At 71.3% G+C, this 14004-nt stretch carries 16 protein-coding genes; 11 read left to right on the top strand and 5 right to left on the bottom strand.

Features of this window, described 5'->3' with window-relative positions:
- Positions 1 to 4: 4 nt before the first annotated feature.
- Positions 5 to 2536 carry a bifunctional acetate--CoA ligase family protein/GNAT family N-acetyltransferase gene (locus tag ADL15_RS46200; protein WP_067706405.1) on the bottom strand — a complete coding sequence of 844 codons (2532 nt, stop codon included), beginning with the start codon at positions 2534 to 2536 and terminating at the stop codon, positions 5 to 7.
- A gap of 405 nt (positions 2537 to 2941) precedes the next feature.
- Between ADL15_RS46200 and ADL15_RS46195 the strand changes: the two genes are divergently transcribed.
- On the top strand, positions 2942 to 3481 hold the full coding sequence (locus ADL15_RS46195; RefSeq protein ID WP_157442022.1) for a hypothetical protein: 540 nt from the start codon (positions 2942 to 2944) through the stop codon (positions 3479 to 3481).
- 109 nt (positions 3482 to 3590) lie between these two features.
- Here the strand turns inward: ADL15_RS46195 and ADL15_RS46190 are convergent, their stop codons facing one another.
- Positions 3591 to 4745 carry a carboxylate-amine ligase gene (locus tag ADL15_RS46190; RefSeq protein WP_083972561.1) on the bottom strand — a complete coding sequence of 385 codons (1155 nt, stop codon included), beginning with the start codon at positions 4743 to 4745 and terminating at the stop codon, positions 3591 to 3593.
- 381 nt (positions 4746 to 5126) lie between these two features.
- On the opposite strand from ADL15_RS46190, the gene ADL15_RS46185 reads away from it, so the two are divergent.
- Both ADL15_RS46185 and ADL15_RS53710 read left to right on the top strand, forming a co-directional pair.
- The gene (locus tag ADL15_RS46185) at positions 5127 to 5507 is read left to right on the top strand and encodes a hypothetical protein (protein WP_067706233.1); all 381 of its coding nucleotides are present in this window, start codon (positions 5127 to 5129) and stop codon (positions 5505 to 5507) included.
- 80 nt (positions 5508 to 5587) lie between these two features.
- Complete coding sequence (locus ADL15_RS53710; RefSeq protein ID WP_157442021.1) at positions 5588 to 5728, top strand: metal-sensing transcriptional repressor; 141 nt, start codon at positions 5588 to 5590, stop codon at positions 5726 to 5728.
- Positions 5729 to 5739: 11 nt separating this feature from the next.
- Here the strand turns inward: ADL15_RS53710 and ADL15_RS46180 are convergent, their stop codons facing one another.
- Positions 5740 to 6132 carry a DUF302 domain-containing protein gene (locus tag ADL15_RS46180; RefSeq protein WP_067706231.1) on the bottom strand — a complete coding sequence of 131 codons (393 nt, stop codon included), beginning with the start codon at positions 6130 to 6132 and terminating at the stop codon, positions 5740 to 5742.
- Positions 6133 to 6389: 257 nt separating this feature from the next.
- Between ADL15_RS46180 and ADL15_RS54775 the strand changes: the two genes are divergently transcribed.
- Complete coding sequence (locus ADL15_RS54775) at positions 6390 to 6641, top strand: DUF1614 domain-containing protein (protein ID WP_198171299.1); 252 nt, start codon at positions 6390 to 6392, stop codon at positions 6639 to 6641.
- Between the two features lie 44 nt (positions 6642 to 6685).
- Here the strand turns inward: ADL15_RS54775 and ADL15_RS46170 are convergent, their stop codons facing one another.
- Positions 6686 to 7471, bottom strand: coding sequence for an ATP-binding protein (locus tag ADL15_RS46170; protein ID WP_067706227.1), 786 nt, complete (start codon positions 7469 to 7471; stop codon positions 6686 to 6688).
- A gap of 311 nt (positions 7472 to 7782) precedes the next feature.
- Between ADL15_RS46170 and ADL15_RS46165 the strand changes: the two genes are divergently transcribed.
- The gene (locus ADL15_RS46165) at positions 7783 to 8400 is read left to right on the top strand and encodes a nitroreductase/quinone reductase family protein (RefSeq protein WP_157442020.1); all 618 of its coding nucleotides are present in this window, start codon (positions 7783 to 7785) and stop codon (positions 8398 to 8400) included.
- Positions 8401 to 8556: 156 nt separating this feature from the next.
- On the opposite strand, the gene ADL15_RS46160 is transcribed toward ADL15_RS46165, so the two are convergent.
- Positions 8557 to 8967: a PNPOx family protein gene (locus ADL15_RS46160; RefSeq protein ID WP_067706399.1), complete on the bottom strand. Its 411-nt coding sequence runs from the start codon at positions 8965 to 8967 to the stop codon at positions 8557 to 8559.
- A gap of 185 nt (positions 8968 to 9152) precedes the next feature.
- Between ADL15_RS46160 and ADL15_RS46155 the strand changes: the two genes are divergently transcribed.
- From ADL15_RS46155 to ADL15_RS46130, 6 genes are all read left to right on the top strand, one after another.
- Entirely contained in the window at positions 9153 to 9497 is a 345-nt protein-coding gene (locus tag ADL15_RS46155; RefSeq protein ID WP_067706222.1) for an STAS domain-containing protein, read from the top strand.
- Positions 9498 to 10006: 509 nt separating this feature from the next.
- Entirely contained in the window at positions 10007 to 10735 is a 729-nt protein-coding gene (locus ADL15_RS54770; protein WP_067706220.1) for an ATP-binding protein, read from the top strand.
- A 254-nt stretch (positions 10736 to 10989) separates the two neighbouring features.
- On the top strand, positions 10990 to 11457 hold the full coding sequence (locus ADL15_RS54765) for an ATP-binding protein (RefSeq protein ID WP_067706218.1): 468 nt from the start codon (positions 10990 to 10992) through the stop codon (positions 11455 to 11457).
- A 230-nt stretch (positions 11458 to 11687) separates the two neighbouring features.
- A complete protein-coding gene (locus ADL15_RS46140; protein ID WP_198171298.1) occupies positions 11688 to 12464 on the top strand; it encodes an ANTAR domain-containing protein in 777 nt (258 codons plus the stop codon).
- Between the two features lie 51 nt (positions 12465 to 12515).
- Positions 12516 to 13286 (top strand): GAF and ANTAR domain-containing protein, encoded by a 771-nt coding sequence (locus tag ADL15_RS46135; protein WP_067706214.1) that lies wholly within the window; start codon positions 12516 to 12518, stop codon positions 13284 to 13286.
- Complete coding sequence (locus ADL15_RS46130; protein ID WP_067706212.1) at positions 13283 to 13999, top strand: GAF and ANTAR domain-containing protein; 717 nt, start codon at positions 13283 to 13285, stop codon at positions 13997 to 13999. The genes ADL15_RS46135 and ADL15_RS46130 overlap by 4 nt, the downstream gene beginning before the upstream one ends.
- Positions 14000 to 14004: the final 5 nt, after the last annotated feature.

The following is a 14004-nucleotide window of genomic DNA, read 5'->3' as shown; positions in this document are numbered from 1 at the left end:
CGGGTCATCGGCCCGGCTGCGGTCCGGTCGTGGTGAGCCGCAGGCGGAGGTTCGCCGCGACGATCCCGTTCGGCCCGGCGTGCAGGGGGTTGAGTTCGAGTGCGGCTATCTCCGGATGGTTCTCGGCGAGGCGGCCGAGTCGCAGCAGCAGGTCCTCGACCGCGGACGGATTGACCTCAGGGATGGCGTCCTGGCCGGTGCGCGAGGACGGCCAGGGCAGGCTGCGGCACATCCGGCCGGCGTCGAGGTCGGTCAATGGCACCAAGTGTGCTGCCCGCCGGCCGGTCCGCGCCCCGTGCTCGTCGGCGAGGCCGAGCTCGACGATCGCACCGAAGACCGGCTCGTCGGTGATCGAGGCGATCAATTCCACCGGCGCGGACGGCTGATGTTGCACGAGGACCTGGTCACTCCGGCAGCCGGACCGGGTGAGTTCCTCGAACGCCGCACGGACCGCTGCGGCGGTGGTGAGACCGCGCCGCACGTGTCCGAGGCGGCACGGCGTCGCGCTGCCGGTGGCGCAGGTCAGCATGACGGGGTAGCCAACACGTTCCGCCGCGGCGATCGCGGTCATCCCGGTGCCGGCCCAGGAGGCCGGCAGCACCGTGATGCCGTACGCGGCCATCAGGTCCGCCGCCGCCCGCCGCGGAACCCAGCCTCGGCTGTCGGCCCGCGCTCGCTCGATCACCGTCGTGGCCCGGCCGGGCTGCAGGCCGCCCAGTGCCGGCCGCCGCCCCAGCGGTTCACGGCGCCAGACCGCGTAACGGCAGGCGCGGGCCAGAGCCCGTAGCGCCCGGTCGGGTTGCCGGTAGACGGGCGTGCCACGGACGCCGATCCGGTGGATGTCGTCGGCGCTGCCGGTGAGCACGACCGCGGTGGTGAGCGGTGGCTGGGCCTTGTCGTCCAGGACGCGACCGAGCGTTCTCATGATCGCGGCGGGGACGTTCGCCCGGGTCCCGGCGATCACGACGAGTACGACGTCGACCTCGCCGCTCCGGGCGACGATGCCGAGCGTTTCCCCGATCATCGGCGCCGTCGCTTCGACGCCGAGATCCACCGGGTTGCCGGCACCGCCGGGCAGTTGCCGGCGCAGGGCCGGCGACAGCGGGACGACGGTGAACCCGAGGGCTCTGGCGGAGTCGGCGGCGAGCCGGGTGAGCCCGCCGGCATTACCGACGATGCCCAGCCGATCACCCTTCGGCAACGGCTGATCCACGAGTAGCCGCGCGGTGTCCGTCATCTCGTCCACACTGGCCACGTGGATGACGCCGGCCTGAGCGAAGAGCTCCTCGTCGCGGTCATGGGTCGGTCCCGTCCCGATGCTCCTGCCCGGGATCACCAGGACGGGTTTGCGGCGGGACAGCGCGCGGGCGCCCCGGGCGAAGGCGTGGTGGCTGTCGGGGGTCTCCAGGCACATCGCGACGGCGCGCACCCGTGAGTCGCTGTACCAATCGGTGATCAGGTCGTCGACGGCGACGTCGAGCTGGTCACCGAGGCCGACGAAGTCGGCGACGCCGCACCCGTTGCGGGTGGCGTGCTCCAGCAGCGCGATCCCGACAGCGCTGGACTGCGCGGCCAGGGCCAGCCCGCCGGCGGCGGGGCGGGCCGGGGAGAGGCTCGCGTTGAGCCGGACCCGCGGATCGGTGTTCAGGACGCCGAGGCTGCCGGGGCCGATCAGGCGCATGCCATGCTCGTGGGCGATCCGCAGCAGATCCCGCTGAGTTTTTCCGGCGTCGCCGGTGACCGGGTATCCGGTGAGCACGACGGCGCTGCCCACGCCGTTCTTGCCGGCCTCGCGCAACGTCTCGGCCACCTCAGCGGCGGGTGTCGCGATGACCAGCAGGTCGACCGGTTCGGGCAGGTCGGCGATGCTCCGGAACCCCGGTACGCCGTACACCGGACGGCCGGAGTCGTTCACCGGGTACAGCCGGCCGCGGAAGCCGTAGTCGCGCAGTGCCCGGAGCACCTCGAAACCGGTGCTGCCGTGGCCCCGGATGGCGCCGACCACCGCCACCGACCGCGGGGCCGGCAGCGGGCGCCGCGTGGGTTGCCATCCGGCGCGGTCACGGGCCTGCACCGCCTGCTGGACGGCGTCGCTGCCGATGAGCGTCACGCCCGGTCCCGGCATGGCGCTGCCGGAGGAACGCACGTCATCGAGGAACCGGGTGATCCCGGCGTGGCGCGCGCGAGCGGTGAGATGCTCCACCAGCACGGTGCCGATGCCGCGGCTGCGATGTGCCTCGGCGACCCGGACGGCGATCGTCGCGGTCGTGCTGTCCCCGCAGTGTCGAGTGCAGGAGGCGACGCCGATCAGGTCGGGGCCGTCGGCCGCGACGTCCACCAGCCGGTGCGGATCCGGCCGGCACAGGTCGTCGAGCTCGGTCGCTGTCGTGGCCGGGCCGGCTCCGGTGACGAACCGGGCCGTCAGCACCGCCCGATCGCCGGGCTGGACCGGCCGTACGGTGATGATCGAGCCGTCGCAGATCAGGATGTCGACGCCCTGCTGGCCGTCGACGGCGGTGAGCGGTGATGTCGTCACCACGACCTTCCTCTCCAGCATCGATTCGGCGGCGATGGTCTGCACGCACCCGGTGGCCAGCAGCCCGAGCCGCCGTGACGGGGCTCTGATCGTGCCGTCCCACCGGTCCGAGAGATGGGTGCCGAGTGAACCCCCACCACCGACTATTCGCCACCGGGCACCGTGGTCACCTGGGCTGGTGTCCCTGACCGCGACGGGACGATCGGCCCTTGACCCGGTCACCGGAACACCATTGCCAGGATCGGCCGGGGCCGGTCGCCTTGCTGTCGGATCGAGGACTGCGCACCGCGCAGCGCTGCTCGGCGGAGAACGGGGCACCGGTCAAGGGCCATTGTTCTCTGTCGATTGCTCAGATGTTTCGGGCACGGTCGGCGGCAGTGCGGTCGTGTGCCGGAGGAGGCAGCTATGCGAGTGCAAACGTCGTCCGTCGCTGATCCGGGTGCCCGCGGCGTCGAATCGGCCACGCGGCGCCCCCACAACCTGGTCGGGATCCGCAGCACCGTCGAGCTCGGCGCCCTGCACACGTTCCCGCGGCTCATCCTCCCGGTGATGACGTCCGCACTACGCAGGACCGGGAAACGCCCGGCGGGGCCGCCGACCGCCGTGTTCCGTCCCCGCGTCGACGGAACCTTCGAGGTGACAGCCGGGTATCCGACCGTGGGGCGTCACGTCCTGGGCAGGCCGTTCACGAGTGAGCGGTTGCCGGGTGGCGACATGGTGCAGATCATGCACTGCGGGTCCTGGAGCACCCTGCTGTTCTCCTACGACCGTCTGAACGAGTGGCTGTCCGCTCGACGCGTGTCGCTCGTGTCCCTGATGTGGGAGGAATACGTCGTCGGGCCGGACCTGGTCGCCGACTCGGCCGCGTGGCGCACCCGCATCGTGGTGCCGCTACCCGCGCGGCCCGCCAGCCGGTCGGCCGCCTGCCGTTTCAGATCGGCGTGAGCCGGCCGCGCCGTCACCGCGACGGTCCGCTGACCCGGCCTTGCGGTCGCTCAGCCGGTGTCCGTTCACTGGCCGCGACAGGCGTCCGCGGCCACGATGTCTCCGGCCCTCAGTCCGTGGCGTCGGTGATGGCGGCGAGTCCCGCGACGATGTCAAACGGCGTGGCGGCGCGTTTCCACAGGCGGCGCTGGCGTTCGGCTCCGGTGCCGTGCTCGCGCAGCCGGGCCAGCTGGGTCGCGACGGTCGCGGTGTCCCCGAGGGCGGCCAGCGCCGCACCGACGTGGCCGACCAGGACGGAGACGAGGTCCCAGGCCGGTACGGCATCACCGGTGAACGGGTCGATCCCCGGGCCGGCCAGTCCGTTGTGAGCCGCGGCGAGCAGGCTCCCGATCACCCACCGGGGTGCGGCCGGCGGCGGGGGCAGCCCGGCCCGGACGTCCGCGGTGGCGGTGACCACCAGAGCGCGTACCAGCGCGGCGAGCAGCAGCGTCGTTCCCCGATCCAGGCAGGTGTCGGCGACCCGTACCTCGACGGTCGGGTACCGCGGCGACAGCCGGGCGAGGAAATAGATGCTGCGTTCGTCCATCGCGGCCCCGCGGCGCAGGAGACGCTGGACGGCGCGGTCGTAGTCGGCGGCGTCGCGCCATTCGTCCGGCGGCCGGGCGGTCGGCCACTGCGAGACGAGGTCGTAGCGGTGGCTGGCGTAGCCGGTGTCATGACCGCCGGTGAACGGGGAGTTGGCGCTGATCGCGAGCAGGGTGGCGAGCCAGGGGCGGAGCCGGGTCAGAACCTGTGCGCCGAGGTCACGGGAGGGCACGCCGACATGGACCTGGCAGGCGCACACACCGGAGAGCGCGGTCAGGGTGGGATGGCGTGCGGCGAGCCCGTGGTAGCGGGGCGCGTCGGTGATCGCCGACAGCGCGGGTGCTCCGTAGGGCGCGACGGCGGTGGCGACGAGCCGGCAGCCCCGGGCGCGGGCCGCTTCGGCGGCGAGGGCCCGCAGCCGTCGCAGCTCGGCGCCCAGCTCGTCGGTGCCGGTGCAGACCGCGGTGGCCGTCTCCACCTGATAGTTCATCAGCTCGGCGCGTGGACCTGTCTCGTTGCGCAGCATGCGCAGCACCGCCGGCGCGGCCGGCACCGGCCGCCCGTGGATCGGATCGAGGAGCAGGAACTCCTCCTCGACACCGAACGTGGGGGCCGTCAGCGGATCACCGCCGGGCGCCGTGCCCGGCGCCGCCGCGTTCGGGAGCTGTCCGGAAGTCATGACTGTCACGTGACCGTCCCTCCGAGGAAGTGTGGTTCGCCGTCTCCAGCCTGTACGGCCCGGTGGTGCGGTTCCCAGGGTCCAACGGCCTGTCAGTGGCCGCCGCGCCGGTCACGCGTGGGCCGGCTGCCACCGCCCGAGGAGCACCCGTTCGCGATCATGGTGCGACGGCGCGCGCAGCAGTAGTCCGCCGGCCGAGACCAGTGTGGTCAGGCCCAGGATCACCACGCGATCTTCTCCGTGGGTGCCCCCTCTGGCGATGGCTGCTATTCCCAACGTCCGCCCGCCGGGGTTGAGTGAACAGGGTCAAGGGTCCTCACGGATCCGAGCCGGGCTCCTCCGGCCCGGCCGGTCCGGGCCGCCGAGAGGAGTGACCGTCCAATGCTGATCATGGTGCGCGTCGTCACCGGGCTTTTGTTGCTGGCACATGGGCTCGTACACCTGCTCTACCTCGCCCCGGGAGTCCCGGAGTTCGCCATGGACCGGTCCTGGATCCTCCCGGAGGCGGCTCGCCGGCCGTTCGGACTGAGTCTGACCGCGGCGACGGTGGCCGCCTTCGCGCTCCTGGCCCTCGCGGTGTGGGGCGTCCCCGGACTGACCGTGGTCTGGCCGGTGCTCACCGCCGTGGCCTGCCTGCTCTCGGCGCTGCTCCTCATCGGCTTCTGGAACAGCTGGCTCGTGCTCGGCGTCGCCATCGACGTCGCCCTGCTGGTCGCCGCCGCGACGCGCCCGCACTGGGTTCAGCAGCTCTTCGGCGGGTAGGTCTGATGCACGGCTACGCCTCTCGTGCATACCCAGCGGGGTATAGTTCGGCCACTGGGCAACGGCGCGGGAGGCACGGCATGGAGCTGGAGAAGGACGCCCTCGGTGATGTCATCAAGCGTCTTCGGCGTGCGGAGGGTCAGATCCGCGGTGTGATCGCCATGCTGGAGCCCAGCCTGGACGTGGCGCGGCTCGAGAAGCTCTTCCTGTCCCTGGCCTGACCGCGCTGTTTTCAGTTCTCGAGCGTGGCCAGGGCCGCCCGCAGGCGCGCGGTGGCCTCGTCGGCCACTTCCTTGAGTTCCGGCCGGCCGGTGAGCTGCACCATCGTCTGCGGGTCGAGGGCCTGCACCACCGTCGAGCCGGGACGGTCACCCCGGACGACGACGTTGCAGGGCAGCAGCAGGCCGATCTCGCGGTCGACGCCGAGGGCCCGATGTGCCAGCGACGGATTGCAGGCGCCGAGGATCAGGTAGTCCTCCATCTGCTCGCCGAGCTTCTCGCGCAGCGTCGCCCGCACGTCGATCTCGGTGAGCACGCCGAATCCCTGCTCCTGGAGCGCGGCGCGAACGCGTCCGACCGTCTCGGTGAAGGGCGTCGCCACCCGCACCGTCATCGCGTAGGTCATCGCGTCATCACCTTTCCTCGTCGGTCCTTGCCCTCACGATACCTCCAGGGGTATCGCGCCGGAGCGAAGCGGAAACGAACCCGAGGGGTCCGCTCGCCGGACGCCCCACGTCACGGCGTGGCGAGGTGTGCCGTGAAGAACGCCGGGATCCGCCGGCGGGCGTCTTCCGCTGACGGTTCGTGATAGCCGGACGGTCCGCCGAACGCGCCCATCATCCGGAAGACCATCGGGTACGGGTCGCCGGCGCCAGGGTGGTCGTGGCGATCGGGCAGGCGCCGGACAGCGTACGGCCGGTGTACACCTCCCGCGTTCGTCCTGCAGCCGGGCTACGGGATCGGCGCGGTCGCCTGCGTCGCCGGCGCGCGGGCACGCTGATCGGAGCCGACCTCACTCACCTGTCCGCGATCCGCCGGATGGGTGCGCCGCTGGCGTCGATCGGCGGTGCCGGGACCTTCGACGGAGTATTCCTCTCCGGCGTCATCGCCGTTCTGCTCGCCGCGGCCATGTAGGGCGGCGGTTACCCCCGGCGGTGTCACCATTCCCGCGGATCGGCCTACTCGTCGAACAGGACAGCCCAGACGACCTTGCCGGTCGGGGTCGGTAGCGCGCCCCAACGTCGTGCGGCGGCGTCGATGATGCGGAGTCCGTACCCCCGTTCCTGCCCCAGCTCGAGGTAGCTCATGTCCGGCGTCAGAAGGTGAGGTAGACGCGGGTCGCGGTCGTACACGGCCACACGTAGCCCGCGGGGACCGCGGACGAGGCCGCGCTGTCGTGGGCCCAGCCGGGTGACGACGAGATCGATGAGAGTGCCGGCATGTTCTATGGCGTTACCGACCAATTCGGATACCACGAGCCGGGCACGAGACAGCGACGCTGTGATGCCCCACTCCTCGCAGGCTGTCCTGATCACTTCGCGGGCCACCGCCGCGGCCGTCGGATCGGGAGCGAGCTGGAGGTGGACCTGATCGGTCGGAGGCCGGCGGCTACTCAACGCGGTGCGCGCTTGCTCACGATCGGCGTGCACGCCGAGACCATAGTGTCTGCCCTTGCGCTCCAGCCGTGCGGCCAGGGCGGACCCGGCCGGCAGGCACGTCGCGATCGGGATCGATGGCTCCAGATGGGTCGTCTGCAGGCCCGCATGGAGCCACAAGGGTGCGCTGCCCGCGGAGTGATCCGTCAGGCGCATGAGGTCGAGCAGCAAACCGGCGGGGTATGCCGACAGGCTCCTGCGCAACATGTCACGGGCTTGTAGCCAGAGGCTCCGGCTCCACTGCCCGGTGACCGTGACCTCGATGATCGCCGACTCGCGGTCTCCTACCGCAACGACCTGATGCTGCATTCCAGGGCCTCCGGCAGGTGATGACGACCCGGCTCTGGCCGGGCCGTAATCACCGAATCACATCGACGTAAATAGATGTAACGGGGTGTCGCTGATCCTGCAGATCGTCAGAGGCGTCGGTGAACACACCCGGAGCTACCGCTGGTGCCCGAGGGGACGGGCGTGCGTCATCGAGCACCTCTCCGCGCCTGCCCGTGTCGGCCGGGCGGAGAACACGGCCACGGTCGGCGTCGCCAGGGGCGTTCGGCCCTGGATGTCGCCACCGTCGTGTGCGGAGGCTGGAAGATGACAGCTCGGAGCGAGGTGACACGATGAGAGGACTTCGTGGTCTGGCCGACATGATCGGTGCGAGGCTGGGTGGCCTGGCCGGGATCCTGGGTCCGGTGGACTACACCGCACCGGTGCGGTACCGGCGGACCCCGGCGCTGTACCGGCGGTTGCAGCCGTTGGGAGTGACATTCGTGCGGCACGGCCTCAGCCCCCGGTATGCCGTGGTCCTGGAGGTTCCCGGCCGGCGCACGGGTGTGATCCGGCGGACCGTCCTTGTGCGGGTGTCCCTGGACGGCACCGACTATCTGGTGTCGCTGGCGGGCGAATCGGAGTGGGTACGCAACGTGCGCGCGGCCGGCGGTCGGGCGACCCTCGGCCGCCGGGAGCGCCGGTCCGTCCGGCTCGTCCCGGTACCGGAGCACCAGCGCCCGGCGGTCATCCGGGCGTATCTCGACCGTGGCGGGCGGCGGGCCCGGTCCTGGGGGACGGCCGCGGAGGCGCGGCACTACTTCGGCGTACGCCCGGCGGCGTCGCCGGACGAGGTGGCAGCGGTTGCCGATCGGTATCCGGTGTTCCGTGTCGTCGAGCAACTGGGCTGGACCGGAGCGGCGTCGAGGCCCGCGGCAGCGCAGCAGGCCGCCTCGACGGCGAACGGATAGGGCTCGCGCCGACCTGCACCGGGTGGCGTCAGGTCCGGGATCGTCGCGACTCGCGGCTCGTGGATCACACGGACCCGCACGCTTCCACCGCCCGCCCTCCCCGCCGTCGGGGTCCTCAGCCCGTGTCGGGTGACCTGCTCAGCGGCCGACGGCCGATCAAGCCGGTGACAGGGTGGTGACCTGCAGGAACTGCGCGATGCCCAGTCGTCGCCACACGCGGCGGCGGCTCGGCCGGACGAGCGGCAGGGCCTCGGCGGCGTCGATGACCAGTGGCTGGCCCACGGTGAGGTGGCGGCCGTGGATGTCGAGCGTCGCCGTCCCGGCAGCCTCCAGATTGCGCAGCCAGTCCACTGCGGTGCCGTACGGCAACGGCACGACGAACCCGCCCGGCACCGGCTCGGCCACCACCGGGGTGAGGTGGACGTGGCTGGTGCGACGGCCGGTGGTGTGCAGCACCGACGCATACCAGTACCGCCGGCCCGCCACGGTCAGCATGACCGGGTTCAGGACCTTCTTGTTGAACCTCTTCACCGCCTCGAGGCGGTGCTGATCGCGGGTCTGTGTCATGGCGATCCCTCCGATCCCGTCGATCACCTCTCTCCAGCGCACCACCGCGGGACCCGGGCCGCCAGGGTCCAGCGTCCCGAGTAACCGTGCGGGCCGTGGCTGTCCGGGCTTTACTGGTAAATGTTTCCGGAGTAAAAACGGGTTGAGTCCGAGTCCCCGGTGGACCCCGACGGCGGGAGCACGTGATGGACCACGCGAAGCAACGCCTCACCGCCACGGCCACCCGATCATCGCCGACCGTCGTCGTGGTCGCGGTGACCGGTGAGCTCGACTTCAGTACGGTGACGTCCCTCGGCCAGCAGCTGAGCGCCGTGGTCACCGGCCAGCGGGATCGGCTGTGCCTCGACCTCTCCGGACTCGAGTTCTGCGACGTGGCCGGGCTTCGGGCGCTGCTGGAGATCGGGCGTGTCCGGCCCGGCACCGAGGTCACGGCGGCGGGCTCCGCTGTGGACACGGTGATGCAGCTGTGCGATCTGCCCACGCTGCTGGGCTACTCCCCGGGGCGTCACCCGCACGGGCTAATCCGATGAACCGGCGTCCGGTGCCGCGATCCGCACGGTGAACCGGCCCGATCGTCGGTCCGCCGGATCGAGCGGCCGAGATGGCGAGACCGGCGCCCTGACCACCCCGGGAGGGGCCGCCGGCTCATCGGCGTCTGCGTCGCGTCCCAGGCCGCCCTAGGGCGACCTCGCCGTCCTCGGCTTCCTCAGGAGCTGGCTTGACCAGGCATTGCTCTGGTCGTATCGGAAAAACTCCGGAACCGGCGGCGGTGGCGGTGCCGACCGCCGGCAGTGATGGGAATCGGTGTCCGGTCCTGGTGATCACATCGACGGGGGCCGGTCGTTCCGGGTTGCCGCAAGCGCCGCCCGATCATCGACGCCCCTGACTCTGTCGGTTGATGGACTCGTGACAAGGGGTTGTGATCGTGGACTTCCCGGCGTTTGGTGTGACTGGTGCGGGCTGAACTCGATGAGCACGATCTCTTGGCGACGTTGTCGGACACCTTGCATTCGCCAGGGGCCTGCCAGTGTTGAGGGCAGTGACCGAACAGAATGTGACCACCGGCGTCACCAAGGTGTGCCTCGCCGGTGAGCTGAGCCCGGCCACCGTGCCGACCTGTCGCAATGTCATCGGCAAGGCGGCCGCGCAGTGCCCGGTCGCCGTGATCGTGGACCTGTCCGACCTGGACCGGGCCGAGACCCGGTCACTCCGGGTGTTCGCCAAGGCGACGCTCAAAGCACAGCAGGAGTGGAGCGTGCCGGTGCTGCTGTGCGAGCCAGGCGCGGAGATCCGCCGCGGCCTGGAGACGTTCCGCACCCTGGTGGCGGTCTACGACCATCACTGGCAGGCGTCGCTCGCGGTGCGGGCCTACGTCCCGCGCTGGGTCCGGCAGCGCTTCGCGCCGCTGCCGGAGAGCGCGGCCGACGCCCGGTCGCTGATCGGGCAGGCATGCCTGGACTGGGGGTTGCCGTCGTTGCGGGACACCGCGCGGCTGGTGGCCTCGGAGCTGGCGTCGAACGCGATCCGGCACGCCGCCACCGACTTCGACGTCATGGCCAGCTTCACCGGGCGGTACCTGCGGATCGCGGTCCGGGACGGCAGCCCGGTGATGCCGGCACTGGTGGAGCGGGCACCCACCCGGAGTTCGATCATGCCGGCCGGGTCGGGCCGCGGCATGCGGATCATTTCGGCAGCCGGTTCCCACTGCGGTGTGATCCGTGTCGCGGAAGGGAAGACCGTTTGGGTACTGATATCCGCCGATCGATGACCGCCGGGCGGGCCCGGACCCGCGGACCCGTGGTTACCCTCAAATGTGTACATGCCGCCGCTGGTACGGACCGTCCCGGGTGGCTACCATGTGCTGGTAGTGAGCCGTGCCGCCGAGAGTCGTCACATCGGCCTTCCCGGCAACGGCCATGGCGCTGCTCCAAACCCCGGCGGCTGCCTTCGTGGTTCGTAGGCGCGTCCGTTTGTGGAGCGGTCATGGATCCGTCACGTCATCCGGCCAGACCGGACGATCAGATGCGCCGAGTGGATGGCGCCAACCTCAATGAACAGGCCGACGGCGGCCCAGGCGATCAGTGGGACGACGCCCTTCTGCTGATCGTCGACTTCGGTATGGCGGACATGCGCGAGTTGCGTTCCGCGGTGCGGGACCGGAGCCGCAGCTGGGGGCTGACCGGTGAGGAGCTGGCCCAGTTCGTCCTGGCGGTGCACGAAGGGTGCGCGAACGCTGTGCAGCACGGCGGAGGGCAGGGCCGGCTGGCGCTGTGGCGGCAGGGGCACCGCCTGCGCTGCCGGATCACCGACAAGGGCGCCGGCCTGCCACCGGATTGGCAGCTGGACGGTCACCGCGGACCGCCCGAGGTGCTCCCGTCACGCGGATTGTGGCTGATCAACCGGGTGTGCGAGCAGGTGGAGCTCAACAGCGACCACACCGGCACCTGCCTGCTGCTGAGCTTTCGCCTACCGGCACCCTCCGGCGGGTAGCAGCGTGGCGTGAGTATTCGGGACGGGCGGCGTTGCGGAGTTGCCGTGCGTCTCGCCTTTCAGCATGCTGTCCGTTGTGCGATGGACCGGCCCGGACGTGACTCCCGCCGGCGAGAGCGTTTGCCAGGAGTCGGGTCTGACGTGACAGGCGTAAAGTGGGAAAATCCAGGTGATCTGGCAGGCCTGACAAGCTCCAGACCGCGGTGCACAACCAGCGGACGGAGCCAGCCGTGAACTCTCAGCCGAGCACACCACCCGATGACCGAAATCGGTTGATCGCCCGGGCGTTCGTCGAGCTCACGGCGACCGGCAGCCAGGGTGGTCACGTGCTGGACGTCGCGCACACCCTGGCGCGGTGGAGTCTGCGGCTCCTCGACGTCAGCGGCGCCGGAGTGATGCTGCCCGACCGGCGCGGGAGGTTGACATCGATGGCGGTGTCGTCGGAGGCCGTGCGAGTGCTCGAACACGAGGAGCTGGCCGCCGGGCGAGGTCCGTGCGTGGAGTCGCATCGGCAAGCGCGTGAGCTGGTGTTCGCCGACGTCGACATCACCGATGCGCGCTGGCCGGATTTCGGGGGGTCGGCCCGGGCCAGCGGGATCCGCGCGGTGCATGCCTTCCCGATGCTCACCGAGGACATGGCAGTCGGGGTGCTGAACCTGTTCCGGCCGAGCACCGGTGGGCTGGCCGGCCCGGATTCGCACCTGGCCCGGTCGATGGCGGCCGCGGCCGGCGACACCGTGCGACGGCTCCAGCGGGAAGCCCAGGCCCAGGTCAGGATCGACGAGTTGACCACGGCGCTGGCCGAGGCCACCAGTGTCGAGCGCGCCAAAGGCATGCTCGCGGTCCAGTTGCGCCTCGATCTGGACACCGTGTCGGCGGTGCTGCGGCACACCGCCCGCGCCCGGGGCCTGCGGGTCGGTCAGCTCGCCGAGGCGGTGCTCGCGGGCACCGCGACGATCGACTTTCCCCTGGTGGTGAGCCCGACGGATGACGACGATGGTGCGTGACCGGGCTGCTGCCGCACGGAGGGCCACGACCGCACCGGGGAGGGGGCGGCGATGACGGATGACGCGACCGCGGGCGTATCGGGCCCTGATCACCTCAGCTCCGCTCTGCTGGAGATCATCACTGCCGGTGCCGGGGGCGACGACCAGCTCGAACCGGTACGCGCGCTCCTGCGGTCCAGCCGACGGCTCCTGCACGCCACCGGCGCCGGCGTGTTCCTGGCCGACCCCGAGGACCGGCTCCGGGTGGTCGCGGTGACCTCCGCGGCGGTCGGCCGCCTCGAAGCGACCGAACTGGCGAGCGGACGCGGACCGTGCGTGGAATCGCACCGCAGGGCGGTACCGGTGGCGTACCCCGATGCCGACGTCGTCGACCCGCGCTGGCCCGGCCTGGGACCGGCGATCCGGGCGACCGGCGCCCGCGCGGTGCACGCCATCCCGATGCTGGGCGGCCAGGGCCGTCCGTTCGGGGTGCTGAACCTGTTCCACACCGAGCCCGGCCGGCTCGACGACGAGACCATCACCGTGGCCGGCGCTCTTGCCGAAGCCGCCGCGCACACCGCGCGCCACCTCGACGCGCTGCGCCGCAGCCGGCTGCGTATCCAGCACCTGGAGACCGCGCTGGCCAGCCGGGTGACCATCGAACAGGCCAAGGGCATGCTGGCCGTGCACTGGCGGATCAGCCCGGATGCCGCGTTCACCCGGATCCGTCAACTGGCCCGGGACACCAACCAGAACCTTCACGAACTTGCCGGGGAGATCGTCTCCGGAAGGTTCCCGTTACCCGCGGATGACGGCGGCCCGGAACCCGGGCAAAGTCCATGACGACATCCGACAGCCGCTCAGCGCAGCTGCTGCATCAGTTGGTGTCCGGGCTCCGCGCTCGCGGCGGCATCACCGCGCTGGCCACCGACTGCCACCAGCAGTTACCCGACCTCGGCGGGGTCACCCTCAGCGTCTCCGCCGGTTCGCAGGGCTGGCTGCTGCTCAGCGACAGCGGCACCCGTTCCGAGCAACTGGAAGACCTGCAGAACCAGCTGCATGAGGGACCACGCTTCGACGTCGTCGCGCTCGGTGAGCCGGTCGTCGCGGCGGACCTGGGCGCCCCGGCGGCCGTGCGACGCTGGCCGGCGTTCGCCCCGCAGGCGCTGGCCAGCGGCGTTCGTGCGATGTTCGCCTTCGCCGTGGTGCACGACGGCCATCCGGTCGGGGTCCTCACCCTTTACCGCGCTACCGCCGGAGCGCTGACCGCCCTGGCCGGTGAGTGTGCGGCCCGCTACGCGCTGGCCGCCGCCACCCTGCTGCTCGATGCCGTCAGCACCAACGGCGCCCGGCACCCGGCCGTGACCATGCCCGCCGGCGTCGCCGCGGTGCAACAGGCGGTGGGCATGGTCATGGCGTACACCGGTGCTGACGCCGAGGTGGCTCTGCACCTGCTCCGCGCTTATGCCGAGGAGCACGCGCGGCCGATGCACGAGGTCGTCGCCGAGACCCTCGCCGGCCGATTGATCTTCGGTCCGGGTGCCGGGGAAGAGTAGAAACG

It is taken from the genome of Actinoplanes awajinensis subsp. mycoplanecinus (assembly GCF_001509495.1).
GTDB lineage: Bacteria > Actinomycetota > Actinomycetes > Mycobacteriales > Micromonosporaceae > Actinoplanes > Actinoplanes palleronii.
This window is presented reverse-complemented; position numbering and strand designations above follow the sequence as displayed.